The 24,319-nt window shown below is 65.7% G+C and carries 28 protein-coding genes; 13 read left to right on the forward strand and 15 right to left on the reverse strand.

Annotated elements, in window-relative coordinates; genetic code table 11:
* Positions 1-231: 231 nt before the first annotated feature.
* Genes argB through coaBC form a run of 4 tightly spaced genes read right to left on the reverse strand, consistent with a single transcriptional unit; the run spans position 232 to position 3,102 of the window.
* Positions 232-1,095 carry an acetylglutamate kinase gene (gene argB, locus BP26_RS0105945; RefSeq protein ID WP_029919658.1) on the reverse strand — a complete coding sequence of 288 codons (864 nt, stop codon included), beginning with the start codon at positions 1,093-1,095 and terminating at the stop codon, positions 232-234.
* Positions 1,096-1,153: 58 nt separating this feature from the next.
* The gene (gene dut, locus BP26_RS0105950; RefSeq protein WP_029919659.1) at positions 1,154-1,609 is read right to left on the reverse strand and encodes a dUTP diphosphatase; all 456 of its coding nucleotides are present in this window, start codon (positions 1,607-1,609) and stop codon (positions 1,154-1,156) included.
* A complete protein-coding gene (locus BP26_RS0105955; protein ID WP_029919660.1) occupies positions 1,606-1,860 on the reverse strand; it encodes a DUF1272 domain-containing protein in 255 nt (84 codons plus the stop codon). The genes dut and BP26_RS0105955 overlap by 4 nt, the downstream gene beginning before the upstream one ends.
* 9 nt (positions 1,861-1,869) lie before the next feature.
* On the reverse strand, positions 1,870-3,102 hold the full coding sequence (coaBC, locus tag BP26_RS0105960; RefSeq protein WP_051748417.1) for a bifunctional phosphopantothenoylcysteine decarboxylase/phosphopantothenate--cysteine ligase CoaBC: 1,233 nt from the start codon (positions 3,100-3,102) through the stop codon (positions 1,870-1,872).
* Positions 3,103-3,194: 92 nt separating this feature from the next.
* Here coaBC and BP26_RS0105965 point away from each other — a divergent pair, with 92 nt between their 5' ends.
* From BP26_RS0105965 to radC, 3 genes are all read left to right on the forward strand, one after another.
* Positions 3,195-3,782: a LemA family protein gene (locus BP26_RS0105965; RefSeq protein ID WP_029919662.1), complete on the forward strand. Its 588-nt coding sequence runs from the start codon at positions 3,195-3,197 to the stop codon at positions 3,780-3,782.
* A gap of 109 nt (positions 3,783-3,891) precedes the next feature.
* A complete protein-coding gene (locus BP26_RS0105970) occupies positions 3,892-5,826 on the forward strand; it encodes a M48 family metallopeptidase (protein WP_029919663.1) in 1,935 nt (644 codons plus the stop codon).
* Complete coding sequence (gene radC, locus BP26_RS0105975; protein ID WP_029919664.1) at positions 5,823-6,497, forward strand: RadC family protein; 675 nt, start codon at positions 5,823-5,825, stop codon at positions 6,495-6,497. Before BP26_RS0105970 ends, radC begins: the two co-directional genes overlap by 4 nt.
* A gap of 14 nt (positions 6,498-6,511) precedes the next feature.
* Here the strand turns inward: radC and BP26_RS0105980 are convergent, their stop codons facing one another.
* A complete protein-coding gene (locus BP26_RS0105980; RefSeq protein WP_029919665.1) occupies positions 6,512-6,940 on the reverse strand; it encodes a putative toxin-antitoxin system toxin component, PIN family in 429 nt (142 codons plus the stop codon).
* The gene (locus BP26_RS28330) at positions 6,937-7,182 is read right to left on the reverse strand and encodes a hypothetical protein (protein ID WP_029919666.1); all 246 of its coding nucleotides are present in this window, start codon (positions 7,180-7,182) and stop codon (positions 6,937-6,939) included. The genes BP26_RS0105980 and BP26_RS28330 overlap by 4 nt, the downstream gene beginning before the upstream one ends.
* Positions 7,183-7,380: 198 nt before the next feature.
* Between BP26_RS28330 and rpmB the strand changes: the two genes are divergently transcribed.
* From rpmB to mtnC, 5 genes are all read left to right on the forward strand, one after another.
* Positions 7,381-7,617 carry a 50S ribosomal protein L28 gene (gene rpmB, locus BP26_RS0105990; RefSeq protein ID WP_029919667.1) on the forward strand — a complete coding sequence of 79 codons (237 nt, stop codon included), beginning with the start codon at positions 7,381-7,383 and terminating at the stop codon, positions 7,615-7,617.
* A gap of 12 nt (positions 7,618-7,629) precedes the next feature.
* Positions 7,630-7,800 carry a 50S ribosomal protein L33 gene (rpmG, locus tag BP26_RS0105995; RefSeq protein ID WP_029919668.1) on the forward strand — a complete coding sequence of 57 codons (171 nt, stop codon included), beginning with the start codon at positions 7,630-7,632 and terminating at the stop codon, positions 7,798-7,800.
* Between the two features lie 192 nt (positions 7,801-7,992).
* On the forward strand, positions 7,993-8,607 hold the full coding sequence (locus tag BP26_RS0106000) for a methylthioribulose 1-phosphate dehydratase (RefSeq protein ID WP_029919669.1): 615 nt from the start codon (positions 7,993-7,995) through the stop codon (positions 8,605-8,607).
* 4 nt (positions 8,608-8,611) lie between these two features.
* Positions 8,612-9,178, forward strand: a complete 567-nt coding sequence (locus BP26_RS0106005; RefSeq protein ID WP_029919670.1) for a 1,2-dihydroxy-3-keto-5-methylthiopentene dioxygenase — start codon at positions 8,612-8,614, stop codon at positions 9,176-9,178.
* Positions 9,179-9,262: 84 nt separating this feature from the next.
* Positions 9,263-9,937, forward strand: a complete 675-nt coding sequence (mtnC, locus tag BP26_RS0106010; protein WP_029919671.1) for an acireductone synthase — start codon at positions 9,263-9,265, stop codon at positions 9,935-9,937.
* 11 nt (positions 9,938-9,948) lie between these two features.
* Here the strand turns inward: mtnC and BP26_RS0106015 are convergent, their stop codons facing one another.
* The 3 genes from BP26_RS0106015 to cysQ form a co-directional block, all read right to left on the reverse strand.
* Positions 9,949-10,737, reverse strand: a complete 789-nt coding sequence (locus BP26_RS0106015; RefSeq protein ID WP_029919672.1) for a class I SAM-dependent methyltransferase — start codon at positions 10,735-10,737, stop codon at positions 9,949-9,951.
* A 91-nt stretch (positions 10,738-10,828) separates the two neighbouring features.
* On the reverse strand, positions 10,829-11,386 hold the full coding sequence (locus tag BP26_RS0106020; RefSeq protein ID WP_029919673.1) for a M15 family metallopeptidase: 558 nt from the start codon (positions 11,384-11,386) through the stop codon (positions 10,829-10,831).
* Entirely contained in the window at positions 11,386-12,183 is a 798-nt protein-coding gene (gene cysQ, locus BP26_RS0106025) for a 3'(2'),5'-bisphosphate nucleotidase CysQ (protein WP_029919674.1), read from the reverse strand. The genes BP26_RS0106020 and cysQ overlap by 1 nt, the downstream gene beginning before the upstream one ends.
* A 45-nt stretch (positions 12,184-12,228) precedes the next feature.
* Here cysQ and yrfG point away from each other — a divergent pair, with 45 nt between their 5' ends.
* Positions 12,229-12,906 carry a GMP/IMP nucleotidase gene (gene yrfG / locus BP26_RS0106030; protein WP_029919675.1) on the forward strand — a complete coding sequence of 226 codons (678 nt, stop codon included), beginning with the start codon at positions 12,229-12,231 and terminating at the stop codon, positions 12,904-12,906.
* 17 nt (positions 12,907-12,923) lie between these two features.
* Here yrfG and BP26_RS0106035 read toward each other — a convergent pair whose 3' ends face one another.
* The gene (locus BP26_RS0106035) at positions 12,924-14,252 is read right to left on the reverse strand and encodes a DEAD/DEAH box helicase (RefSeq protein WP_051748419.1); all 1,329 of its coding nucleotides are present in this window, start codon (positions 14,250-14,252) and stop codon (positions 12,924-12,926) included.
* Between the two features lie 228 nt (positions 14,253-14,480).
* Here BP26_RS0106035 and trxA point away from each other — a divergent pair, with 228 nt between their 5' ends.
* Positions 14,481-14,822, forward strand: a complete 342-nt coding sequence (gene trxA / locus BP26_RS0106040; RefSeq protein WP_029919677.1) for a thioredoxin TrxA — start codon at positions 14,481-14,483, stop codon at positions 14,820-14,822.
* 402 nt (positions 14,823-15,224) lie between these two features.
* Complete coding sequence (rho, locus tag BP26_RS0106045) at positions 15,225-16,424, forward strand: transcription termination factor Rho (RefSeq protein ID WP_051748442.1); 1,200 nt, start codon at positions 15,225-15,227, stop codon at positions 16,422-16,424.
* 183 nt (positions 16,425-16,607) lie between these two features.
* Here rho and BP26_RS0106050 read toward each other — a convergent pair whose 3' ends face one another.
* Together BP26_RS0106050 and BP26_RS29230 are read right to left on the reverse strand one after the other, a co-directional pair.
* Positions 16,608-16,859: a hypothetical protein gene (locus BP26_RS0106050; RefSeq protein WP_029919679.1), complete on the reverse strand. Its 252-nt coding sequence runs from the start codon at positions 16,857-16,859 to the stop codon at positions 16,608-16,610.
* Positions 16,856-17,002 (reverse strand): hypothetical protein, encoded by a 147-nt coding sequence (locus tag BP26_RS29230; RefSeq protein ID WP_157572384.1) that lies wholly within the window; start codon positions 17,000-17,002, stop codon positions 16,856-16,858. The genes BP26_RS0106050 and BP26_RS29230 overlap by 4 nt, the downstream gene beginning before the upstream one ends.
* Positions 17,003-17,157: 155 nt before the next feature.
* On the opposite strand from BP26_RS29230, the gene gcvA reads away from it, so the two are divergent.
* Together gcvA and BP26_RS29235 are read left to right on the forward strand one after the other, a co-directional pair.
* Entirely contained in the window at positions 17,158-18,102 is a 945-nt protein-coding gene (gcvA, locus tag BP26_RS0106060) for a transcriptional regulator GcvA (protein WP_029919680.1), read from the forward strand.
* A gap of 739 nt (positions 18,103-18,841) precedes the next feature.
* On the forward strand, positions 18,842-19,285 hold the full coding sequence (locus BP26_RS29235; protein ID WP_211254837.1) for a potassium-transporting ATPase subunit KdpA: 444 nt from the start codon (positions 18,842-18,844) through the stop codon (positions 19,283-19,285).
* A gap of 38 nt (positions 19,286-19,323) precedes the next feature.
* On the opposite strand, the gene BP26_RS0106065 is transcribed toward BP26_RS29235, so the two are convergent.
* Genes BP26_RS0106065 through BP26_RS0106075 form a run of 3 tightly spaced genes read right to left on the reverse strand, consistent with a single transcriptional unit; the run spans position 19,324 to position 24,310 of the window.
* Positions 19,324-20,448 carry an ABC transporter permease gene (locus tag BP26_RS0106065; protein WP_029919681.1) on the reverse strand — a complete coding sequence of 375 codons (1,125 nt, stop codon included), beginning with the start codon at positions 20,446-20,448 and terminating at the stop codon, positions 19,324-19,326.
* 5 nt (positions 20,449-20,453) lie between these two features.
* Positions 20,454-23,240 (reverse strand): ribosome-associated ATPase/putative transporter RbbA, encoded by a 2,787-nt coding sequence (rbbA, locus tag BP26_RS0106070; protein ID WP_084182850.1) that lies wholly within the window; start codon positions 23,238-23,240, stop codon positions 20,454-20,456.
* Positions 23,237-24,310: an HlyD family secretion protein gene (locus tag BP26_RS0106075; protein WP_029919683.1), complete on the reverse strand. Its 1,074-nt coding sequence runs from the start codon at positions 24,308-24,310 to the stop codon at positions 23,237-23,239. The genes rbbA and BP26_RS0106075 overlap by 4 nt, the downstream gene beginning before the upstream one ends.
* Positions 24,311-24,319 lie beyond the last annotated feature (9 nt).

The following is a 24,319-nucleotide window of genomic DNA, read 5'->3' on the forward strand; positions in this document are numbered from 1 at the left end:
GAAATGTACACGAGCGACGAGCAACGCCGCCCTGCATCAAAGGGCAAACCGCCCGAAGGGTTGCCCCCCATTTTGCACCAGGCTGCGTTGCTCGCTCCTCATGTGCATCAGCACACTTCGTCGCTCGCGCCTTGCCTGGCGCAAAATGGGGGGCAACGGTAGGGCTTGGGATTCATCAGAGGCTCCCTAGGGCTGCTGTTTCGAAAGACGCCGGCCCCGCGAGGCCCGGCCTCAGGCCCGGATCAGCGTGCCGATGCCCTGGTCGGTGAACAGCTCCAGCAGCACCGCGTGCTGCAGGCGGCCGTCGATGATCACCGAGCTCTTCACGCCCGAGCGCACCGCATCCAGCGCGCAGGCCACCTTGGGCAGCATGCCGCCGTATACCGTGCCGTCGGCGATCAGCGCCTCGACTTGCGGCACGGTCAGGCCGGTCAGCACCTGGCCCTGCTTGTCCATCAGGCCCTGCACATTGGTCAGCAGCATCAGCTTCTCGGCTTGCAGCACGCTGGCCAGCTTGCCGGCGACGAGATCGGCATTGATGTTGTAGGCGGTGCCGTCGGCGCCGACGCCGACCGGCGCGATCACCGGGATGAAGCCGCCCGCTTCCAGATGGTCCACCACGCGGGGGTCGATCGCATCCACTTCGCCGACCTGGCCGATGTCCTGGCCCTTGATCAGCAGCTTGCGCGCGCGGATCAGGCCGCCGTCCTTGCCGGTGAGGCCGACCGCGCGGCCGCCCTGCTTGGCGATGGCGTTGACCACCGCCTTGTTGACCAGGCCGCCGAGCATCATCTCGACCACGTCCATGGTCTCGGCGTCGGTGACGCGCATGCCCTCGACGAATTCGCTCTTCTTGCCGAGCTTTTCCAGGTGCTTGCCGATCTGCGGGCCGCCGCCGTGCACCACCACCGGGTGCATGCCCACCGCCTTCATCAGCACGATGTCGCGGGCGAAGCTGTCGATCATGTCGTCGTCGCCCATGGCGTTGCCGCCGTACTTGACGACGAAGGTCTTGCCCGCGAAACGGCGGATGTAGGGCAGGGCCTCGGTGAGGACGTGGGCGATGTTGATCGCTTTTTCGTGGTCGATCGGCATTTGGACGCGGATATTGCTGGGCAGGAGGGCGCTGGGGTCGGCGGTCATTGCGGGCGGGTTAGTGCCGCCCGGTGTGGCCGAAGCCGCCTTCGCCGCGATGGCTTGCCTCGAAGTCGGTGACCAGTTCGAATTCTGCGCGCACCACCGGCACGAACACCAGCTGTGCCAGGCGTTCGCCCGGCTCCATGGTGAAGGTGGTCTGGCCGCGGTTCCAGCAGGACACCATCAGCTCGCCCTGGTAGTCGGAGTCGATCAGGCCGACCAGGTTGCCGAGCACGATGCCGTGCTTGTGGCCCAGCCCCGAGCGCGGCAGGATCACCGCCGCCAGGCCCGGGTCGCCGATGTGGATGGCGAGGCCGGTGCGGATCAGCTTGGTCTCGCCCGGAGCCAGGGTCAGCGGTGCGTCGAGCAGGGCGCGCAGGTCCAGGCCGGCGCTGCCGTCGGTGGCATAGGCGGGCAGGGGCAGCTCGCGACCGATGCGCTGGTCGAGGATCTTCAGTTGGATTTTGTTCACGCGGTCAGAACTTTATTGCAGCCTTGGGGATTGTGAATACGTTTCGTGCTGGCCGGGTACTTGGCCAGTGCCGCGGTCGAACGCGGCGGTCGCGGCAGCAGCTCGCCGCCGCAGTTGGGGCAACGGCCGTGCAGATGCTGTTGCGTGCAGTCGGCGCAGAAGGTGCACTCGAACGAGCAGATGAAGGCGCCCGCGCTGTCCGCCGGCAGGTCGCGGTTGCAGCACTCGCAGTTGGGGCGCAGTTCGAGCATGGCTTCCGCCTATTTCCGGCCGGCGTGCGTGGCGGCGTAGCGTTCGGCGATCAACGCCGCCAGCTGGCGCGCCACTTCGCTCTTGCCAGCCGGACCGAGGCTGCGCTCGCCGTCCGTCCAGAACACCTGCAGGGCGTTGTCGTCGCGATCGAAGGCGCGACCCTCGCCGACCCAGTTGGCCGCGATCAGGTCGAGCTTCTTGCGCTGCAGCTTGCCGCGCGCGTGCTCGGCCAGCTTCTCGGTTTCGGCGGCGAAGCCGGCGATGAACAGCTGCGGCTGCTCGGCGCGCGCCGCCGACAGGATGTCGGTGTTGCGGGTGAGCGCCAGGTCCAGCGTGTCGGCGTTTTTCTTGATCTTCTGCCCGGCCGCGCTGACCGGGCGGTAGTCCGCCACCGCGGCGGCGCCGACCAGGATCTGCGCGCCCTCGATCTCCGCCAGCGTGGCGGCCGCCATCTGCTGCGCCGTTTCCACGTCGACGCGCCGCACGCCGGCCGGCGTGTCCAGGTGCACCGGGCCGCTGACCAGGGTCACCGTTGCGCCCAGGTGCGCCAGCGCCTCGGCCACGGCATAGCCCTGCTTGCCGGAGGAGCGGTTGGTGATGAAGCGCACCGGATCGATCGGCTCGCGCGTCGGCCCGGCGGTGACCACCGCGCGCAGGCCGGCCAGCGGGCCGCTTGGGGCGAAATCTCCCAGCACTTCCCGGGCGATGCCTTCCGGCTCGCTCATGCGGCCTTCACCCACCTCGCCGCAGGCCTGGGCGCCGCTGCCCGGGCCGATGACGCGCACGCCGCGGCCACGCAGGGTGCTCATATTGGCTTGCGTGGCCGGGTTGGCCCACATCAGGCGGTTCATCGCCGGGGCGGCGTAGATCGGCTTGTCGGTGGCCAGGCACAGGGTGCTGAGCAGGTCGTCGGCGAAGCCGTGCGCCAGCCCGGCCAGGAAATTGGCGGAAGCCGGCGCGATGACGATGGCGTCGGGCCAGCGCGCCAGCTCGATGTGTCCCATCGCCGCCTCGGCCTGCTCGTCCCACAGGCTGTGCCGGACGGTGCGGCCGGTGAGGGCCTGGAAGGTCTGGGCGGTGACGAAGCGCAGGGCGCCTGCGGTCATCACCACCTGCACCTGGGCACCCGCCTTGATGAACTGGCGCGCCAGTTCCGCCCCCTTGTAGGCGGCAATGCCGCCGGTAACGCCAAGGAGGATGCGCGGGCCCGGCGCGGCGGCCGGTGGCAATGCTGATGACATGCGCAAATTCTATCCTGCGTGACGCAGGCCCGCTTTCCCGGGGCCCGTTTAATGCTAATTTGGAGGCCTCTCGGGGCTTGAAGGGGAAGCGCATGGGTGGCTGGATCGTATTGGTGGTGCTGGTGCTGGCGATTGTCTTCCTGGTGTCGATCTACAACGGCCTGGTGACCTCGCGCAACGGCTACAAGAACGCCTTCTCGCAGATCGACGTGCAGCTGACCCGGCGTTACGACCTGATCCCCAATCTGGTGGAAACCGCCAAGGGCTACCTCAAGCACGAGCGCGAGACCCTGGAAGCGGTGATCGCCGCCCGCAACGGCGCGGTCAGCGGCCTGCAGGCGGCCAAGGCCAGCCCGGGCGACCCGCAGGCGATGCAGCAGCTGTCCGGCGCCGAGAACGTGCTGACGCAGTCGCTGGGCAGGCTGTTCGCCCTGTCCGAGTCCTATCCTGACCTCAAGGCCAATACCACCATGATGCAGCTGTCGGAGGAGCTGACCTCCACCGAGAATCGCGTCTCCTTCGCCCGCCAGGCCTACAACGACGCGGTGATGAGCTACAACAACAAGCGCGAGGTGTTCCCCAACAGCATCCTCGCCGGCGCTTTCAACTTCACCGAGGCCAAGCCGCTGGAGATCGAGAAGCCGGAGATGCGCGCGGCGCCGAAGGTCTCGTTCCAGTAGAAACCAGTGGCTAGTGATCAGTGGCCAGTGACTAGTGGAGCCGGCTCAGTGCCGGACTCCCCGCCTCTGAACTACTGGCCACTAGTCACTAACCACTAGCCACCGCTTCATGGACTTCTTCCAGCAGCAGGCCAAGGTGCGCAGCCGTTCGCGCGGGCTGCTGCTGCTGTTCCTGTTGGCGGTGGCGGGCATCGTCGGCGCCATCGACCTGGTGGTGCTGGCGGCACTGGGCTTCAGCCGTCATTCGCCCCAGGCCCAGCCGCTGGCGGTGCTGCCGATACTGGCCGGCACCTCGCTGGCGGTAGTGGCGGTGATCGCCCTGTCGACCCTGTACCGCATCGCCGCGCTCAGCGGCGGCGGCGCCACCGTGGCGAAGGAGCTGGGGGCCACCCTGGTGTCGCCGGATACGCGGGACCCGGCGCAGCGTCGCCTGCGCAACGTGGTGGAGGAGATCGCCATCGCCTCCGGCGTGGCGGTGCCGCAGATCTTCCTGCTGCAGCAGGAGAGCGGCATCAACGCCTTCGCCGCCGGCTACTCGCCGTCCGACGCGGTGGTCACGGTGACGCGCGGCGCCCTGGACAAGCTCAGCCGCGACGAGCTGCAGGGCGTCATCGCCCACGAGTTCAGCCACATCCTCAACGGCGACATGCGGCTCAACATCCGCCTGATGGGCCTGCTGTTCGGCATCCTGGTGCTGGGCATCATCGGCGGCAAGGTGCTGCAATACGGGCCGAGCGACCGCAAGGGCGGCGGCGCCATCCTGGCCATCGCGCTGGGCCTGTTCGCCATCGGCTACATCGGCGTGTTCTTCGGCCGCCTGATCAAGGCCGGCGTGTCGCGCCAGCGCGAATACCTGGCCGACGCCTCGGCGGTGCAGTTCACCCGCCAGACCGAGGGCATCGCCGGAGCGCTGAAGAAAGTCGCGGGCATCGCGGGCGGCTCCAGGCTGAACAACACCCAGGGCGAGGAAGTGGCCCACATGCTGTTCGGCGACGGCATCGGCTATTCCGCGCTGTTCGCCACCCATCCGCCGCTGCTGAAGCGGATCAAGGCCCTGGAGCCGAATTTCAACCCGCTGCAGCTGGCCGAACTGGGCAAGACCTGGAATGAGCCCGGGTATGCGCCGGTGGACGAGGAGCGGCCGATGATGTCGGATTTCGCCGGCGGTTCGGCGCAGGCAACACGCGGCGGTCCCGCCGTCGCCATGGCGCCTGCCGCGCTCGCCGCCAGCGTGGCGCAGCCGCGGGCCGCCCACTACGACTGCGCAGCCGCCCTGCGCCAGGCTCTCCCGTCCGACCTGCTGGCGGCCGCGCACGACAGCCAGCGCGCCATCGACCTGGTCTTCGCCCTGCTGCTGGAACCAACAGCGGGGCCGGTGCAGGCGGCGCAGCTGCAGGCCATCGACAAGGATTTCGGCGCGGCGCACGGTGCCGCCTCCGCGGCCCTGCTGCCGGCCCTGGCGGGTCTGGTGCCGGCGCAGCGCCTGCCGCTGGCCGCCATCGCCATTCCCAGCCTGCGGCAGCAATCGCGCGAGCAGCTGATGCAGCTGATGAAAACCGTCATCGCGCTGATCTACGCCGACGGCCGCGTCGCGGTGTTCGAGTACTGCCTCGGCCGGGTGCTGCGCGTGCACCTGGCCGAAGTGCTGAATCCGGCCCAGGCCGGCGCCATCGGCCGGCGCAAGCTGGAGGACTGCGGCGAGGAGATCCGCTGCCTGCTGTCGGTCGTCGCCGGCTTCGGCCAGGACGACCAGGCCTCCGCGCAGCGCGCCTTCCTCGCCGGCGTGCAGCGCCTGCCGCTGCGCCAGACCCTGGTCTACCAGCCCACCTCGCCGGACGCCTGGACCTCGGACCTGGACCTGGCCTTGCGCAAGCTCGACGAGCTGGAGCCGCCGGCCAAGGCCCTGCTGCTGGAAGCCCTGGGCGCGACCATCGCCGCCGACGGCAAGACCAGCCTGGAAGAGGCGGAGCTGTTGCGCGCGGTCTGTGCCGCCCTGCATTGCCCGCTGCCGCCGATGCTGCAAGAGCAAAGGGAGGCGGCATGAGCATCCGCAACTGGCCCGAGGGCGAGCGCCCGCGCGAAAAATTGCTGCAACGAGGCCCGCAGGCCTTGTCCGACGCCGAATTGCTGGCCATTTTCCTGCGCACCGGCGTGGCCGGCAAAAGCGCGGTGGACCTGGCGCGGGAACTGATTGGTCGTTTTGGCAGCCTGCGCGCCCTGCTGCGCGCCGACCAGAAGCAGTTCTGCGCCGCCAAGGGCCTGGGCCAGGCCAAGTTCGTGCAGTTGCAGGCGGTGCTCGAAATCGCCCGCCGCCACTTGGCGGAGGCGCTGGCCGAGCCGGCGGCGCTGAAAGACCCGGCCCAGGCCAGGAGCTTCCTGCGCGCCCGCCTGCGCGACCTCGACCACGAGGCCTTCGGTGCCCTGTTCCTCGACACCCAGCACCGCGTGCTGGCCTTCGAGGTGCTGGCCCGCGGCACCCTCAACGCCGCCAGCGTCTACCCGCGCGAGGTGGTCAAGACCGCCCTGCGGCACAACGCCGCGGCCCTGATCCTGGCGCATAACCACCCTTCCGGGGTGGCCGAGCCCAGCGACGCCGACCGCAGCCTGACTCGCCGGCTGCAGGATGCCCTCGGCCTGGTCGATATCCGGGTGCTGGACCACTTCGTGGTGGGCGAAGGCGATCCCGTGTCCTTTGCGGAGCGGGGCTGGCTTTAGCCGCGCAGGTGCTTCTACCCGTTTGCGCCGAGGTGTTCCACCAGCTCACGCGGTGTCATGGAACGGCTGCGCGGCGTGACGGCATACAGGGTCAATTCGTCGCCTGATACCAGTACGGCCCGGGGCTCACAATCGAGCAGGGCCAGAAGATGCGCGTCATTGGGATCGGGTGAAGGGGGAGAGGATTGCGGCTCCCGATGCGTGCCGTTCGCGGCGATTTCGGTCAGCAGTTCGTCCAGTTCCGTTTCATCCAGGCCGTGTTTGCGCATCAGCCTGGGCCGCAACAGCACCGAGCGGTATTCCGCCAGCAAATCCGTCGAAAGGAGATAGCGCAATTCTCCGCCCAGCATGCGCTGGAGGATCACGACCGGCGGGGAATCGGGATTCGCCGTCAGCAGCGCCGACACCACGACGTTGGTGTCGATCACATACAGCGCGCTCATTTCCTGGCGCGTTGCGCGCGGGTCTCGGCGACAGCCAGTTGCATCGCCTGGTCTTCCGGCAGTGCCGCCCGCTGGCGTGCTTTCTCCAGCAGGTCCAGAGCGGCGGCTTTGGATTTCACACCGTACAGATCCAGGCTTTCGTTGATGATTTCCGCCATCGTCTTGCCCTGACGGGCAGCGGTTTCCTTCAACGCCGCGTAGCGGGTCGCTGGGAGGGTGACGGTAAAGCGGGTGGTGCTCATGTGGTGATTATATGCAAACACACCACGCCCGGCAAAGTCGCCGGAAATACTCCGCGGAAGCCAGGAAAATCAGGGCCGGCATCGTCGCGTCGAAACGGATCCGCCCCGCACCGTACTATTTGCAGCAAATGGTTGCTTCCCGGCGGCCGGGAAGCTATGATCTGCGCCCTTTTGCGGAAAGCGTTCCCGGGTCCTCCCATGTCCAGAGTCTGCCAAGTCACCGGTAAGAAGCCGATTGTTGGTAACACGGTGTCTCATGCCAACAACAAGCGTCGTCGCCGCTTCCTGCCCAATCTGCACACGCATCGCTTCTGGCTCGAGACCGAGCAGCGCTTCGTGAGCCTGCGCGTTTCCGCCAACGGCATGCGCATCATCGACAAGAAGGGCCTTGAAGTCGTGGTCGCAGAAATGCGTGCCCGCGGCGAAAAGGTCTGATAGGAGCGCACCATGGCCAAGAAAAAAGAACGCGAGAAGATCAAGCTGCTGTCGACCGCCGACACCGGTTTCTTCTACACCACGACCAAGAACAAGAAGAACACGCCCGACAAGTTCGAGTTCAAGAAGTACGACCCGATCGTGCGCAAGCATGTCGTGTTCAAGGAAGCCAAGATCAAGTAGGCCGCAGCCGTTTTGCGGCAGTGCAAAAGCCCGCCTTTGGCGGGTTTTTGCTTTTCGATGCTTTGCCCAGGTTGAACGCGGCGTCAGGAATCCAGAGCTCCCGTAAGCGCCATTTTCACTATTTGTTCTAAAAATAGTCATTGCGGAGGAGTAGGCTTGGCCGCTAGTGTTCATCCCGCTCCACAGGCTTGAATGATGGATTCCGGACTCCTCCAGCAGGACACGTTGGCGCAGGCCATGATCGATGCCGGCGCCCTGTTTCATCGCCGCGGCTGGGTTCCCGCCACGGGGGGAAACTTTTCGGCGCGTTTGTCGTCTGAGCGGATGCTGATCACCGCTTCCGGCGTCCACAAGGGCGAGCTGAAGCGGGCCGATTTCCTGGTGGCCGACATGGACGGCCGACCCCTGGAAGCCGGGCGCAAGTCGTCGTACGAGACCGGCTTGCACACGCAGCTTTACCGCCATGACCCGTCCATTGGTGCGGTGCTGCACGTACACAGCATCGCCAACACCGTACTGTCGCGCCGGCTGGACCGCATCATCCTGACCGGTTACGAGTTGCTGAAGTTGTTGCCCGGTTTTCCCGATCCCGCTGCCCAGGTCGGAATACCGGTATTCGGGAACGACCAGGACATCGCTCGCTTGAGCGCCCGGGTCGAAGCCCACATGAAGGAGGAGATGAAAGTACCGGCGTATTTAATCGCCGGCCACGGGCTTTACGCCTGGGGCGATAACGTGGCGCAGGCGCGGCACCGCGTCGAAGCGCTGGAATTCATGCTGGAATGCGAGTTATGGAGTGGGAGGTAAATTTATGAGTGAGCTGCGTATTTACGAGGAGTCCGGCAAGCCGGTCGCCACGTACACCGATTTCGAGGATATCCGCACCCATCTGGAAAAGATCGGCGTGCAGTTCGAGCGCTGGGAGGCGAGCAAGGCGCTGGACGCGCACGCCACCCAGGACGAGGTGATCGAGGCCTACCGCACCTCGGTCAACCGCCTGATGAACCAGTACGGCTTCAAGTCCGTCGACGTCATCGGCCTGCAGCCGGACAACCCCCAGAAGGAAGCGCTGCGCCAGAAGTTCCTGAGCGAGCACACCCACGACGAGTTCGAAGTGCGCTTCTTCGTCGAAGGCGAGTCCCTGTTCTACATCCGCCAGGGTGGCCGCGTCCACGGCGTGCTGTGCACGCGCGGCGACCTGATCTCGGTGCCGTCGATGGTGCGCCACTGGTTCGACATGGGCCCGCAGCCGCAATTCAAGGCGATCCGCCTGTTCATCACGCCGGAAGGCTGGGTGGCCAACTACACCGGCGACAAGATCGCCGACCGCTTCCCGCGCCTGGAAGAGCCGCATTACCATTTGCAGCACGCCGCCTGATGCGTTGAACCGAAAACGGCCGCCGCAAGGCGGCCGTTTTGTTTCCGCCACACCGTTTTCGCAATGGGGCAGAATCCGCACACCATGATCAAAGCCATCGTCACCGACATCGAGGGCACCACCTCCTCGATCGATTTCGTGCACCAGTCCCTGTTTCCTTATGCCAAGGCGCACCTGCGTGCTTTTCTGCATGCCCATGCGGCCGAGCCGGCGGTGGCCGAGCAGATCCGCGAAACGGCAGCGCTGGAAGGCCGCGCCCTGGACACGGAAGCCGCCGCCGCGGTGCTGGCCCGCTGGATCGACGAAGACCGCAAGGCCACCCCGCTGAAGGCCCTGCAGGGCATGATCTGGGCCCAGGGCTACGCCGCCGGCGAGCTGAAGGGCCACGTCTACCCGGATACGCCTGTCCATCTGCGCCTCTGGCACGGCCAGGGCAGGCGGCTCTACGTCTATTCCTCCGGTTCGGTCGAGGCGCAGAAGCTGATCTTCGGCCACTCCGACGCCGGCGATCTCACGCCCCTGTTCTCCGGCTATTTCGACACGCGCATCGGCGGCAAGCGCGAGGCCGGCTCCTATCAGGCCATCCTGAAGGAACTGGCGCTGCCGGGAGAAGAAGTGCTGTTCCTCTCCGACGTTGGCGAGGAACTCGATGCGGCACGCGCCGCCGGCATGCATACCTGCCAGTTGCTACGCGATGCCAAGGCCAGGCCGTTTGCGCAGCACCCGCAGGCGCGGGATTTCTCCGAAGTCGCTCTATAGCGGCGTGAGGATCAGGCCTTGACGCCGGTCAGGGCGAACACCCGGTGCGGCACGCGTAGCGGGTCAGCCGGGAAGCTGCGTTCCAGCAGCTCCGCATGCTCGTGGTCGAACAGCGCCACGCGCTCCGGCGGCAGGCTCGCCGCCACGCCGGCACTGGCGCGGATGCGCCCGCGCCAGGCTTCGCGGCTGTAGACCACCATCTCGTCGTAGGAAAACGACTCCAGCTCCTCGAAGCCGGCCTGCGCCAGGTCGGCGAACCAGCGCGGGTGGATGCCGCTGCCCCCGGCCAGGTGCCAGGCCGGGTTGTGCTTGAGGATCAGCGCCTCGGTGGCGGCGACCACGTTGCCGGGCAGCGGCAGCCAGTCGAAATGGGCGATCAGCACCCGTCCCCCCGGCCGCAGCAGGCGCCGTACCTCCGCCGCCGCGCGCGGCCGGTCGAACCAGTGCCAGCACTGCCCGGCGCTGACCAGGTCGAACTGCGCGTCGGGAAAGCCGGTGGCTTCGGCGCGGGCGACGCGGTAGTCGATGTGCAGGTCTTCGGCGCGGTCCAGTGCCCGCGCCTGCTCCAGCAGCAGCGGCGCGACGTCCAGGCCGGTGACCAGGCTGCCGTTGCGGGCGAAGCCGCGCGCCATGGAGCCGGTGCCGGTGCCCAGGTCGAGCGCGCGCTGCCCGGGAATGCCGATGCCGCGCTCGCGCAGGCGTTCGAACAGCGAGGGCGGGAAGCCGGCGCGGTGCCGGGCGAAATCCGTGGCGGTGCGCCCGAAATCGACGCCGGGCTGTGCAGTCGCGAGAGCATCCATGTCCGCCTCCTCGCCAGATTTGAAAGAACTTTTGTCGCCCCTTTTGAGGGCTCACAGACTTAGGCTCGCGCCGTGAAAGGCGCGATTCCGTTCAGGACCGGTCCTTGTCCTCTTTCCCCCAGCACCAGTGCCAGGGCTCGTACAGGTAACCGTAACTGTTTCCACGGGGGTAGGACAAGTGGAAGCCGAAACGCGCGGCGTTGGCGCCGAGCCAGGCGAAAGCGCGGGTGCGCTCGAAGTCCTCCTCCAGTGCCGGTGTGTCGCGCTCGCCGATGTCCACCGCGCGGCCGCTGTGGTGCTCGCTGCAGCCGGGCGGGGCGTTCACCGTGAGGATTTCCGCGATGCTGCGGCCCTTGGCCAGCTTGCCGCGGATCAGCGCCAGCTGGAACTCGAAGCTGCGGAAGGCGGAAATCAGCAGCAGTTCCACGCCGTCCCCTTGCGCCGCCTCGCGCATCGCCAGCCAGGCTGCGGCGGCCGGCGGCAGCAGGAACTTGTCGCGCCCGTCCGTGCCCAGCCCGACGCAGCGCAGCTGCCGCGCATCGGCGAACAGCGGCAGGCCGCGGGCGCGCAGCAGGGCCGGGTCCGCTCCAAGCTCCCGCAGGGTGCCCTGCACACGCTTGCGAAACGTCGGGCGCGCCGGCTGCTTCATCAGGCAGCTTTCAGCTTTTCGCGCCAGCCGTAGGCCGGCTCGCCGATGACGATGAAGCCCGGATTGAGCAATCCCTCCTTCTGGTTGTAGCGCAGCGGCGCCCAGTCCGGCAGCGTCCACACCGTGGCGCCCGCCTGTTCCGCCACGCATTGGCCGGCGCCGGTATCCCATTCCGAGGTCGGGCCGGTGCGCGGGTAGAGGTCGGCCGAGCCTTCCGCCACCAGGCAGAACTTGAGCGAGCTGCCGCGGCTCAGCGCTTCGTGTTCCGGCGCGTGGGCGAGGAAGGCGTCGAGCGCGGCGTCGCGATGCGATTTGCTCACCACCAGCGTCGGCCGTGCCGCGGTCGCGCGCGTATGGATCGCCTCGCGCCGTCCCTCGCGGATGCGGAAGGCGCCCACGCCCTGCGCCGCGAGGTAGCTCACGCCCAGCACCGGCGCGTGCACCACGCCGAGGATCGGCCTGCCGTCGTCGATCAGGGCGATGTTGACGGTGAATTCGCCGTTGCGCTTGACGAATTCCTTGGTGCCGTCGAGCGGGTCGATCAGCCAGTAGCGGCGCCAGGCCCGGCGCGTCTCGTAGGGAATGTCCGCCGCTTCTTCGGACAGGCAGGGATAGGCCGGCTCCAAGGCGCCCAGCCGTTCCACGATACAGCGGTGCGCCGCCAGGTCCGCCTGGGTCAGCGGCGAGTGGTCGTCTTTCTCGGTCACCGTGAAATCGGTCTGGTACACCTGCAGGATGGCGCGCCCGGCCTCTTCGGCGATGGACAGGCATTGTTCGAGCAGCGGGGCGAGCGTCATGAGAGGGCGGGGGCTGAAAGAGAGAACCGGGATTATCATAGCGGCATGGATACCGCCGTTGCCGAGATCGTCGACTGGAAGCGCATCGACCATGTGCTGCTGGACATGGACGGCACCGTGCTGGACCTGGCCTTCGATACCCATTTCTGGCGGGATGTCGTGCCGCTGCACTACGGCCAGGCGCACAACATCACCCTGGACGAAGCGAGGCTGCGGCTGGAGCCGCACTTCACCGGCCTGCAGGGCCGCCTGGAATGGTACTGCCTGGACCACTGGAGTCGCCTCACCGGTCTCGACCTGGCCAGGCTCAAGGCTGATGTGCGCGAGCGAATTGCCGTGCTGCCGGGCAGCACGGCTTTCCTCGACGCGGTGCGCGCCAGCGGGCGCAGCTTGTGGCTGGTGACCAACGCGCACCGCGACAGCTGGCAGCTGAAGATGGCCCAGACCGGTTTGGCGGGTCACTTCGACCGCATCCTCTGCGCGCACGACTTCGGCGCGCCGAAGGAAGATCCGCGCTTCTGGCCGGCGCTACGCGCGCAGAACGGCTTCGAGCCGCGGCGGGCGCTGTTTGCCGACGACAGCTTGCCGGTGCTGCGCGCGGCGCGCGACTATGGATTCGAGGCCGTGGTGGCGATCCGCCATCCGGATTCTTCGCAGCCGAAGCGGGTGATTGAGGAGTTCACGGCGGTGGATCGGTTGGAACATTTGCTGCCGATCGGCTGAGGCAGCACAACTCCTTCCTACCGCCGCACCGGCCGTGTACTCCGCTCCGGCCGTCTGCCCCCACCACCCGGACGCCCACCACCACCACGCCGCGGCGGCTTGCCCGAGCGGTCGCGATGGATGCGCGGCGGCACGATGTAATCCGGCGGCATCAGCTCCGGCGTCAGCGGCGTCTGCGGGATGCGCATGCCGATCAGCTTCTCGATATCCGGCAGCGAGTAGACGTAGGTCTCGCAGCACAGCGAGATGGCGTCGCCGGAGGCGCCGGCACGCGCGGTGCGGCCGATGCGGTGCACGTAGTCCTCGGCATCCTGCGGCAGGTCGAAGTTGATGACGTGGGTCACGTCCGGGATGTGCAGGCCGCGGGCGGCGACGTCGGTCGCCACCAGCACCGGCAGCTGACCCAGCTTGAACTCGCCCAGCAGGCGCTCGCGCTTGTTCTGCGGCACGTCGCCGGAGAGCACGCCCGCCTCGTAGCCGTTGGCCTTGAGCGCGGCTTCGACTTCCTCGGCGCCGCGCTTGGTGTTGACGAACACCAGCGTGCGGGTCATGGCCTTCTGCCGCATCAGGCCGACCAGCAGGGGCAGCTTCTCGTCGTTGGCGACGTGGATCAGCACCTGGCGCACGCGCTCGGCGGTGACCTGCTCCGGCTCGATCTGGATCCGCGCCGGGTTGTTCATGTGCTCGTAGGCCAGTTCCAGCACGCGGTGCGAGAGGGTGGCCGAGAACAGGTAGTTCTGGCGCGCGCCGGGCTTGGGCATGCGCCGCATCAGGTAGCGGATGTCGTCGATGAAGCCCAGGTCGAACATGCGGTCGGCTTCGTCCAAAACAAGGACCTCGACGCCCTTCAGCACGTACAGCCCCTGCTTGAAGAAGTCGATCATGCGGCCGGGGGTGCCGATCAGGATGTCGACGCCGGCGGCAAGGGTTTGCTTCTGCGCTTCGTAGCCGGTGCCGCCATAGATCACCGCCAGGCGCAGGCCGGTGTGCGCACCAAGCTGGAGTGCGTCATTGTAGATTTGCAGTGCCAGTTCGCGCGTCGGCGCCAGCATGTAGGCGCGGGGCTGGCCGTCCTCGCCCACCCGCGGCTGGGTCAGCAGGTGGTTCATCGTCGCCAGCAGGAAGGCGGCGGTCTTGCCGGTGCCGGTCTGGGCCTGTCCGGCCAGATCCTGGCCCTGGAGGGCCAAAGGCAGCGTCGCGGCCTGGATCGGCGTGCAATGGGTGAAGCCAAGCTCGGCGAGGCCGGATTTGAGGGTGGGATGCAGCGGCAGGCTATCGAACGAAACCTCGCTCAGATGCTGTGGTCTTACGAATAGTGGAGCGTCGGTGCCGTCGGAGGCTTGCATTTGCTCTTCAGTTGGATTGAAATAGGCTTAATCAAAGCGGCTGCCGCGTCTTCCGGGTCACGAATGACACGTGCATACAGCCGATTCGCGGAAATTCTTCCAGTATCTTAAATCAGATCATTTCGGAACGCGCATTGAATTGCCGCGCGTCCGCCCCACTCTCGACGGCATGCGGCATGCCGCCGCCCCTGTTTGGACTTCCCAATCGGGTTAAACCGGAGTCATGAAATGAGTGAACATATCTCGCCTGTTACCGACGCTTCCTTTGACCAGGACGTGCTGAAGTCGTCCGTCCCCGTGCTGGTGGACTTCTGGGCGGAATGGTGCGGCCCGTGCCGCATGATCGCTCCGGTGCTGGAGCAGATCGCCGCCGAATCTGCCGGCAAATTGAAGATCGTCAAGCTTAACGTCGACGAAAATCCGCAAACTCCGCCGAAATTCTCCATCCGCGGCATCCCCACCCTGATCCTGTTCAAGGACGGCCAGGTGGCTGCCACCCAGGTCGGCGCCGTGCACAAGGCCCAGCTGGCCGCTTTCGTGCAACCGCACCTGGCGTCAGCGGCCGCGTAAGCGGGGCATCCGCCCAATCCAAGCCTCACCCCCTCATATTTCATGATCAAGCATCGTCGCCGCCCGCAGTATTCCAATAACAACCGCGACAGCGGTAATAACGGAAACCCCGGGAACAGTAACGGCAACAGCGGCAACAACAACGGCAATAACGGCAACTACAACGGCAATTACAACGGTAATGGCCGGCCGCCTGTCGATGTGATGGAAGACGAGTACGAGCAGGAAATAGCCGTCGCGGCCCCGCCGCGCCGGCGCGAGGTGGTAGGCGAGGATGGCACCGTCACCATCGAGGAAGAGGAAGTCGGCACCGATCCGCGCTCGCTGGAGCCGCCGAAAACCCTCCACATCGCCGAACTCAAGCGCAAGACCGCCGCCGAGCTGCTGGAAACGGCGGAGTCGATGGGTATCGAGAACATCGCCCGCGCGCGCAAGCAGGATGTGGTGTTCCAGCTGCTGCGCCACGCCGCCCGCCGCGGCGACCATGTTTTCGCCGAGGGCGTGCTGGAAATCATGTCCGACGGCTACGGCTTCCTGCGCGGCCCGGACAGTTCCTACCTGGCCGGCCCGGACGACGTCTACATCTCCCCCAGCCAGATCCGCCGCTTCGCGCTGCGCACCGGCGACACCGTCGCCGGCCGCATCCGCCCGCCGAAGGACAACGAGCGTTACTTCGCGCTGCTCAAAGTCGACACGATCAACTACGAAGCGCCCGAAGTCAGCAAGAAGAAGGTCAACTTCGAGAACCTGACCCCGCTGTTCGCCGACGAACGGTTCGTCATGGAACGCGGCAACGGCACCACCGAAGACATCACCGCGCGCGTCATCGACATCGTCGCGCCCTTCGGCAAGGGCCAGCGCGGCCTGATCGTCTCGCCGCCCAAGGCCGGCAAGACCATGCTGATGCAGAACATCGCACAGTCGATCGCCGCCAATTACCCGGACGTCTACCTCATCGTGCTGCTGATCGACGAGCGCCCGGAAGAAGTCACCGACATGCAGCGCACCGTGCGCGGCGAAGTGATCAGCTCGACCTTCGACGAGCCGGCCACCCGCCACGTGCAGGTCGCGGAAATGGTGATCGAGAAGGCCAAGCGCCTGGTCGAGCACAAGCGCGACGTGGTCATCCTGCTCGACTCCATCACCCGCCTGGCCCGCGCCTACAACACCGTTGCTCCCTCCTCGGGCAAGGTGCTGACCGGCGGTGTCGATGCCAACGCCCTGCAGAAGCCCAAGCGCTTCTTCGGCGCCGCGCGCAACATCGAGGAAGGCGGCTCGCTGACCATCATCGCCACCGCGCTGATCGACACTGGCTCGAAGATGGACGAAGTCATCTACGAGGAATTCAAGGGCACCGGCAACATGGAGCTCCACCTGGAGCGCCGCATCGCCGAGAAGCGCGTGTTCCCGGCCATCAACATCAACCGTTCCGGCACTCGTAAAGAGGAGCTCATGCTCGAGCCGAACGAGCTGCAGAAGGTGTGGATCCTGCGCAAGCTGCTGCACCAGATGGACGAGCTGGCGGCGATGGAGCTGCTGTTCGACCGCATGCGCGGCACCAAGACCAATGCCGAGTTCTTCGATTCGATGAAGCGGAATTGAGGCCCTAGCCCAGCGTCCAGTAAAAGCCGGGGCTTGCCCCGGCTTTTCTGTTTCCGGTGGCAGCCATTCTCGCGATTCGCTGCGTTTGGATCTCGCGGATCGCGGCGTATGCCATGAGGGCTGTCGCAGGAACCGTCCCTGCAATCCCGAGGGCTCGTGCGACGGGGATTGCGGTGCCGGGCTTTACTGCTGCGCCGCATTCCGCCATGGCGCGAGGCGGGGCGTCTGGCGGGCGACGACCTGGTGTTCCGCCACGGGTTCTACTGGCGTGGCCGCACGCTGCTGCTGCGTATGATCGGGCAACAGCAGCGACAGCAGCATGACCAGCGTCAACGAGGCGCCGATGGCGCCGAGCAGCAGGAAGGTATCGCGCAGCAACTCGCGCAGCGGATCGCCGTCGCCCCCGGCCGCGCCGGCCATGGTCGGGCGGCTCACCGGTGCAGATCCAGCAGGGCGGCGCGGCTGTAGGTCTGCTGCAGCCGGCGCAGCCAGCCGGCGAGGGCGGTTTGGCGCGGCCTGCCGGTGCGGACTTGCGGCCGCATGCGGCCAGGGAGGGGAAGGGTGGTGGCTGGACTCATGGAGATGCTCCTTGCTGCGCTGCCCCGGCGCCCTGTTGCATGCGCCTGTCGTATGCAATGATGGAGGACGGAGAGCCTTTGCGGCGCGAGGATATTGCGCCTGCGGCGAGGCTCCTTCAAACGATTGTTTGGAACATCTGACATGAGCCGTGCGCATGCAAAAGCGTCTGCCGCCGCTTGACCTGATCCGCGGCTTCGAAGCGGCCGCGCGGCATCTCAGCTTCACCAAGGCGGCGGACGAGCTGCACCTGACGCAGTCGGCCGTCAGCCGCCAGATCCAGGCGCTGGAGCAGCACCTGGGGCAGCCGCTGTTCCAGCGGCGCCACCGCGCCCTGCTGCTGACCGAGGCGGGGCAGTTGCTGCAGCAGACCGCCATCACCATGCTCAACGACCTGAGCGAGACCCTGGAGCGCATCTCGCCGGAACGCTCGCACATGGTCACCGTCACCACCACGGTCAGCTTCGCCTCGCTATGGCTGGTGCCGCGCCTGCCGTCCTTCCGCCAGGCCTGGCCGGGCGTCGACGTGCGCATCTCCGCCAACAGCTCGGTGGTCGACCTGACCCGCGGGCGCATCGACGTGGCGATCCGCTATTGCCCGCCGGAGCGCGCGCCGGCCAGGGCGCCGCGCCTGTTCGGCGAGGACATCCTGCCGATGTGCAGCCCGGACCTGCTGAAGGACCCCGCCCGGCCCCTGAACGAGCCCGCCGACTTGCGCCACCATGTGCTGCTGCACTTCGACGACACCCCGCCGCGCCAGGCCATCCTCGACTGGGAAACCTGGCTGGAGGCGATGGGCCTGCCGGGCCTGGAACCGGCCGGCGTGCTGCGCTTCAGCCATTACGACCAGGTGATCAATGCCGCCGTCGAGGGGCACGGCGTGGCGCTGGGGCGACTGCCGCTGATGGAGCGGCAGCTGCGGCGCGGCCAATTGGTGGCGCCGTTCGAGGAAGCGCGCTATCTCGGCCGCCGGCCGCGTTCCTCGCGGGCCTACTACGTGGTGATGGAAGCCGCCGCGGCGTTGCGTCCGGAAGTACAGCACTTTGCGGCCTGGCTGCAAAGCGAAGCCGGTGGGGGCGCTCCAGGCCCTAAGAGCCTGTAACAGAATGAATCGCGCCTGCGTTGCAGTCCAAAATCGCGTCAGGCAAGGCGGAGGCCCCAGCCATGGTGATTCCATGGCTGGGGCTGACAACGATCGCCCGCGACACGGTGCCGCGTCAGCGTGGGTGCGGGAGCGGGCGAAGGCGGCCCCTCCCGCACCCACTTCGTTACGCTCGGGCACCGTGTCGGGGCCGCCCTGACGCGATTTTGGGCGCAACCCTCCGGGACGGGGCCATTTTTGCGCAGTGCTGCGCCGGCCAGAGCGCACCATGGAATCACCATGCCGCACCCTGTCCGACTTGCACTGCGCAAAAATGACCGCCGTCGCAGGCGCGATTCATTCTGTTACAGGCTCTTAGTGGTGGTGGGACTTTTCGCCTCAATGTTTTCCTGCTACGTCGCCCGGAGGACCAAGTAGCCGACGTCCGCGGCTTTCCGCCGCGGTGACTTGGACGCATGTGATCGGTAGTAGTGCGCTTCCTGACTTGGTTGGGCACAATGCGCTGTCGGGTCGGCAGCTCGTTAATATTCGCCGTCGTTCCTTCGTCGCCTTCTGTTTTGCCGACCTGTCCGGGAGATGCGGCATGACGGTGCAGCCATTGGCTGCTGTATGTGCACGGTTGCGTCCGCAGGGATGCCGATGACCCTCAACGGATGGGGCCAGATCCTGGCGTTCTTTGCTTTGCTGACGCGCCCGCTCGGCGGCTACATATATCGCGTGTTCGAAGGCAAGGCCACCAATGCTGGGCCCGCTGCTGGTGCTGGTCGAACGCCTGCGCTACCGCTTGGCCTGTGTCGATGCGAATCGCGAGCAACGCTGGACCACTTATACGATGGCCATGCTGATCTTCAATTCTCTGGGCCTGCTGGATCATTTTGTCGTTGCCGACCTCCCAAATATTGTCGATTACGTATGTGAAGTCGCTGGTGCGCCCTCCAGGGCGCACCAAAAAAATGCCCCCGTAACAAGGGGGCAAATGTTTAGAAAGGCACTATGCCTTTCTGGAGGAGACTGTATTGGACGCGACTACCGATCCAATACATTTGCATCTATTTGCGGCGGCGACGAACGTGCATGGCGAAGCGACAGACGGCTAGCCGCCGATCAAACGAAGTGCGTGCGCATGTCAATATTGATGCACCCCGGCCGATTCGCAGCTGCATATCGCCGGCACTTACATTAGGCATAACGCGAAGGACCCTTCAAACTGATCGATCAGTCTCAGCCCATCTGACTGATAACCTTGCGGAAGCGAATCAACGAGATAAAGAAGAACACAGTGCCAATCGCAGCAAGAAAAAGGAACTGCGGCCAGACCACGTCGAGCCCGGCACCGCGGAAGAGAATGGCCTGGCCAACAGCCACAAAATGCGTGGTTGGCGCGCCCTCCATCAGATCCTGCACCACCCCGGGCATGCTTTCACGCGGCGTGATGCCGCCGGAAAGCATTTGCAGCGGCAGCAGAACCAGTATCGCCAGCATACCGAACTGTGGCATCGAGCGCGCCAGTGTAGCCATGAAGATGCCGAGCGAAGTGGTGGCGAAAAGATCCAGCGCCGCGCCGGCCAGAAAAAGCGGCACCGAGCCTTCGATCGGGACATGCAGCGCGCCCCGCACGATCAACTCAAGGGCGGCAGTGGCAGCCACCAGCACCACCAAGCCCATCGACCAGATCTTCGCCAGCATGATTTCGCCCGGTGTCACCGGCATCACCAATAGGTGCTCGATGGTGCCGTGCTCGCGCTCCCGAATCAGTGCCGCGCCGGTCAGGATGATCGACAACATGGTGACGTTGTTGATGATTTCCATCAGCGCGCCAAACCAGGCCTGCTCCAGGTTGGGATTGAAACGCACGCGCAAGGCAAGACCAACCGGCGGCGCGGCGCTGCCACTGTAGCGCTGCGCGAAGTCGTCGACTTCGTCCAGCACCATTTTCTGGATATAGCTGCTGCCGATGAAGGCCTGGCTCATGCGCGTGGCATCGACGTTGAGCTGGATCCCCGGCGACTTTCCGGCCAATACGTCGCGTTGGAAGTTCGGTGGAATATCCAATGCGAACGTGTAGTTCCCGGCATCCATGCCCGGATCAACCGCGGCCGGTGGAATCATCGCCGGCGAGGTGAAATGCGGAGGATAGAAGGCCGAGACGATGCGGGCCGACAGCGGCGAGGCGTCTTCATCGACAATGGCAATTGGCGCCTTGTGAAGCGTTTCAGGCATCGCAGTAGCGGCAACGTAGATCGACCCGGTGAAGGTATAGACGATCAGGATCAGCATGATCGGATCGCGCGCCAGGCTCCACAACTCCTTGATGCCCAGGCGGTAGATATTCGCGATAAGCGGCATAGTCATCACGTATCCTGCTTTTTCAGGAGTGCTATGGACAGGCCGAGGGTCACGGGCACCGACAGCAGCAATGGCCAGAATGAAGCGTGCAGGCCGGAATAGTCCAGGGCCTTGCTGAATACGCCGCGACTGATGGTCAGGAAGTGCGTTGCCGGGTAAATGTTGCCGATGACGGCGCCGAATCCTTCTAGTGAGGACACTGGATTGATCATGCCCGCATACTGAATAGCCGGAATCATGGTGCCGATCATGGTGGCAAAGATCGCCGCGATCTGGCTGCGCGTGAATGTGGATGCAAAGAGCCCGACCCCGGTCGAAAACATCACATATAGCAAGGCCGCCGCGGTCAATGTCAGGAAGCTCCCCTTGACCGGTACGCCGAAGACGGTAATGGCCATCACCGTCATGAGCAGGAAATTGAACATTGCCAGTACGACATAGGGCAACTGCTTGCCAAGGAGAAACTCGCTGGGAGTTACCGGGGTGACGTAGAGGTTGATGATCGAGCCTAGTTCCTTTTCACGCACCACTGAAAGCGCAGCCAGCATGGCCGGGATCATCAGCAGCAGAAGCGGGATCACTGCAGGCACCATGGCCGGCATGCTTCTAACATCGGGGTTGTAGCGGAAGCGGGTCTCGATCGTTGCCGTGCCCAAACCCAAGGTCTGGCCGAGGCGGTGTACAGCCATGTCGAGCATCCAGCCCAGGTGCATACCTTGCACATAGCCCACCGCCGTTTCCCCGCGCTGCGGCATCGCACCATCGACCCAGGCGCCAACCTGTACCGGCTTGCCGCGTTCGAGGTCGCGGGCAAAGCCTGCGGGGATCTCGATGGCCAGGGCCAGCTTGCCAGCCCGCATGCGCTGATCGAGGTCGGCGTAATCCTTGATCGGCGCCTGCTCTATGAAGTAGCGCGAACCGGAGAGGTTCAGCGCGTAGTTCTGGCTCAGCCCGGTCTGGTCACGGTCGAGCACTGCGTAGCTGAGGTCCTCCACATCCATGCTGATGCCGTAGCCGACGATGAACATCAGGATCGCGGTGCCGAGGAGCGCCAGCGTGGCGCGCACCGGGTCACGCCGCAGTTCCAGCGTCTCGCGCAGGGTGTAGCTCCAGGCGCGGCCAAAGCTGAAGCGGCACCGAGGGCGGGTCGCGGCCACAAGGGGACGTGTCGCCGCAGGCGCCGGATCCGGAGCAGGCCCGACGGCATCGCCCGCAGCTTCCTTCAGATAGCTGATGAAGGCCTGCTCCAGCGTGTCGGCGCCGCGTTTGCGAATCAACTCGGCCGGCACGTCGTTGACCAATACGCGGCCGGCGTGCATCAGCGAGATGCGGTCGCATCGCTCGGCCTCGTTCATGAAATGGGTTGAGATGAAAATCGTCACCCGGTCCTTGCGCGCCAGGTCGATCATCAATTGCCAGAAACCGTCCCGGGCGATCGGATCCACGCCCGACGTCGGCTCGTCCAGGATCAGGAGGTCCGGCCTGTGCACCATCGCCACGGCCAGTGACAGACGCTGCCGCACGCCCAGAGGCAAGCTTGCGGGGAGCGAATCCAGGGCCTCTTCCAGGCCGAAGCGCGCCACCATTTCGTCGACGCGGTGCGCAATTTCCGCCTGCGGCATCCGGAACAAGCGTGCGTGCAGGACCAGATTCTGGTGCACCGTCAGTTCCGAATACAGTGAGAACGCCTGTGACATATAACCCACGCGCTGGCGTGTCGCCATGTCCTTCGGATCGACTTCTTTGCCGAGCAGCCATGCATGGCCTTCACTGGCGGGCAGCAGGCCCGTCAGCATCTTCATGGTAGTGGACTTGCCGCAGCCGTTGGAGCCGATGAAGCCGAAAATTTCGCCGCGGCGGATGCTGAAACTGACATGATCCACCGCGACGAAATCGCCGAAGCGCATGGTCAGGTCCTTCGCCTCGATGGCGACCTCGGCGTTGGCTCCGTCCGCCAGCGGCGTCATCGTCACTGGATGGTGTGCGCGGCGTTGCTTCTCCGGCAACAGCGCGATGAAGGCCGCCTCCAGCGAGGTGCAGCCAGCACGCGCGAGCAACTCCTGCGGAGTGCCCGTGGCCAGTACCCTGCCGTCGCTCATGGCGACCAGCCAGTCGAAGCGCTGCGCCTCGTCCATATAGGCCGTCGCTACAATTACGCTCATACCCGGAGATTGCATGCGGATGCGCGCGATCAGGTCCCAGAACTGCGCCCGCGCCAGCGGGTCGACGCCGGTCGTCGGCTCGTCGAGAATCAGAAGCTGCGGGTCATGGATCAGCGCGCAGCACAGCCCCAGCTTCTGTTTCATGCCGCCGGACAGTTTACCGACCGGGCGCGACAGGAACGGATATAGCCCTGTACTGCGGGTGAGTTCGTCGATACGGAGGCGGCGTTCTGCCGCGTTATGACCGAACACGCGTCCGAAGAACTGCAGGTTCTCCTCCACGGACAGCGTCGGATAGAGATTCTTGCCTAGGCCCTGCGGCATATAGGCAATGTTGGGACAGACCCGGTTTCGGTGGCCGGCGCTGGCCATGTCGCCACCCAGCACATGCACGCGACCCCGCTGAACGGCTCGCGCACCGGCAAGCAACGACAGCAGGCTGGACTTGCCTACGCCGTCCGGGCCGATCAGCCCGACCATGCGGCCGGCGGGAATGTCCAGGGTGACGCCGTCCAGGGCGACGGATTTGCCATAGCGCAAGGTAACGTCGGACAGACTGGCAACTGCCGCGGGGTCCGATGTCGCCCTGGCGAAGCCCGGAGCCGCTCCCTGAGGAAGTCCGGGCGTCATTCCGAAATCTTGACCCCAAGGCCCGCCGGCCACGTTGCCTGATCATCAAGCTTGATCCAGGCGACGCCGGGCAGGCCGGTCTTGACCATCGTCAGATGCTTCTCCAACAGGTCGCGAGCGATCTGCGCCTTGACACGGAACATCAGCTTCTGGCGCTCACTGGCCGTCTCCACGGTCTTGGGCGTGAACTGCGCCGTGCTGGAGACATAGGAGACCCTGGCGGGAATCACGAATTGCGGGGCGGCATCGAGCACGATATGCACCTCGCTGCCCAGGGCCACCCTGCCGGCCGCGGTCTCGGGTAGGAAAAAAGTCATGTAGACATCGCCGAGGTCGACTACATTCAGCACCCGGCCTCCCGCGCCAAGCACTTCGCCGGGCTGGGCGATGCGGTACTGCACGCGCCCGTCGCGCGGCGACCTGAGCAGGCTGTCCTGGATGTCAGCGTCGATGCGTGCAATGGTGGCCTCCGCTGCCGCCACGCTGGAACCGGCGCCGATCACCTGCGACTGTGCGGCTTCGATCGCGGCCTGCGCCGCGTTGACCTGGGCTTGCGCAGCAGTAAGCGCAGCCTGGGCACCGCGCATCCGTGCGCGATCGTCATCGAGTTCCTGAATCGATGCAGCCCCTTCGCCAGAGAGCGTCGAGGAGCGCGCCAGCCGGCGCCGGGCGGCATCCAGTTCGCTTTCGCGCTGCGCCACCACGGCTTGCGCCACGGCTTTGTCACTCTTGCGCATGGCTACCTGTGCCTGCGCGGTATTGACCGAGTTCACCGCCTCCCTGTACCTAGCACGCGCCTCGTCGCGCTGCGCTTCGAGCACATCGCTTTGCATGTTCGCCAGCGGCTGACCGGCCCGTACGAAGTCACCTTCGTTGACCAGGACATCCTGCACCCGTCCGGCAAGCTTGGTGGCGATGTCGATTTCCGTGGCTTCGATACGGCCGTTGCCGCTAACAAAGCTCGTACCCGGACCCGTAGGCTTCAAGGCGGTCCAAGCCAACCAAGCAATCACCGCGACGACGGCGGTGACGGCCAGAAATGTCAGTTGGTTCCTGTGCTGTGGGGTCATGATCGAACG

It is taken from the genome of Nevskia soli DSM 19509 (assembly GCF_000711955.1).
In the GTDB taxonomy this organism is placed as follows: Bacteria; Pseudomonadota; Gammaproteobacteria; order Nevskiales; family Nevskiaceae; genus Nevskia; species Nevskia soli.

Coding starts and splice junctions, on each gene's coding strand:
- argB (WP_029919658.1), bottom strand. CDS start 1,095: ATGCCGATCGACCACGAAAAAGCGATCAACATCGCCCACGTCCTCACC.
- BP26_RS0105955 (WP_029919660.1), bottom strand. CDS start 1,860: ATGCTCGAACTGCGCCCCAACTGCGAGTGCTGCAACCGCGACCTGCCG.
- coaBC (WP_051748417.1), bottom strand. CDS start 3,102: ATGTCATCAGCATTGCCACCGGCCGCCGCGCCGGGCCCGCGCATCCTC.
- BP26_RS0105965 (WP_029919662.1), top strand. CDS start 3,195: ATGGGTGGCTGGATCGTATTGGTGGTGCTGGTGCTGGCGATTGTCTTC.
- BP26_RS0105970 (WP_029919663.1), top strand. CDS start 3,892: ATGGACTTCTTCCAGCAGCAGGCCAAGGTGCGCAGCCGTTCGCGCGGG.
- radC (WP_029919664.1), top strand. CDS start 5,823: ATGAGCATCCGCAACTGGCCCGAGGGCGAGCGCCCGCGCGAAAAATTG.
- BP26_RS0105980 (WP_029919665.1), bottom strand. CDS start 6,940: ATGAGCGCGCTGTATGTGATCGACACCAACGTCGTGGTGTCGGCGCTG.
- BP26_RS28330 (WP_029919666.1), bottom strand. CDS start 7,182: ATGAGCACCACCCGCTTTACCGTCACCCTCCCAGCGACCCGCTACGCG.
- rpmB (WP_029919667.1), top strand. CDS start 7,381: ATGTCCAGAGTCTGCCAAGTCACCGGTAAGAAGCCGATTGTTGGTAAC.
- rpmG (WP_029919668.1), top strand. CDS start 7,630: ATGGCCAAGAAAAAAGAACGCGAGAAGATCAAGCTGCTGTCGACCGCC.
- BP26_RS0106000 (WP_029919669.1), top strand. CDS start 7,993: ATGATGGATTCCGGACTCCTCCAGCAGGACACGTTGGCGCAGGCCATG.
- BP26_RS0106005 (WP_029919670.1), top strand. CDS start 8,612: ATGAGTGAGCTGCGTATTTACGAGGAGTCCGGCAAGCCGGTCGCCACG.
- mtnC (WP_029919671.1), top strand. CDS start 9,263: ATGATCAAAGCCATCGTCACCGACATCGAGGGCACCACCTCCTCGATC.
- BP26_RS0106015 (WP_029919672.1), bottom strand. CDS start 10,737: ATGGATGCTCTCGCGACTGCACAGCCCGGCGTCGATTTCGGGCGCACC.
- BP26_RS0106020 (WP_029919673.1), bottom strand. CDS start 11,386: ATGAAGCAGCCGGCGCGCCCGACGTTTCGCAAGCGTGTGCAGGGCACC.
- cysQ (WP_029919674.1), bottom strand. CDS start 12,183: ATGACGCTCGCCCCGCTGCTCGAACAATGCCTGTCCATCGCCGAAGAG.
- yrfG (WP_029919675.1), top strand. CDS start 12,229: ATGGATACCGCCGTTGCCGAGATCGTCGACTGGAAGCGCATCGACCAT.
- BP26_RS0106035 (WP_051748419.1), bottom strand. CDS start 14,252: ATGCAAGCCTCCGACGGCACCGACGCTCCACTATTCGTAAGACCACAG.
- trxA (WP_029919677.1), top strand. CDS start 14,481: ATGAGTGAACATATCTCGCCTGTTACCGACGCTTCCTTTGACCAGGAC.
- rho (WP_051748442.1), top strand. CDS start 15,225: ATGGGTATCGAGAACATCGCCCGCGCGCGCAAGCAGGATGTGGTGTTC.
- BP26_RS29230 (WP_157572384.1), bottom strand. CDS start 17,002: ATGAGTCCAGCCACCACCCTTCCCCTCCCTGGCCGCATGCGGCCGCAA.
- gcvA (WP_029919680.1), top strand. CDS start 17,158: ATGCAAAAGCGTCTGCCGCCGCTTGACCTGATCCGCGGCTTCGAAGCG.
- BP26_RS29235 (WP_211254837.1), top strand. CDS start 18,842: ATGCTGGGCCCGCTGCTGGTGCTGGTCGAACGCCTGCGCTACCGCTTG.
- BP26_RS0106065 (WP_029919681.1), bottom strand. CDS start 20,448: ATGCCGCTTATCGCGAATATCTACCGCCTGGGCATCAAGGAGTTGTGG.
- rbbA (WP_084182850.1), bottom strand. CDS start 23,240: ATGACGCCCGGACTTCCTCAGGGAGCGGCTCCGGGCTTCGCCAGGGCG.
- BP26_RS0106075 (WP_029919683.1), bottom strand. CDS start 24,310: ATGACCCCACAGCACAGGAACCAACTGACATTTCTGGCCGTCACCGCC.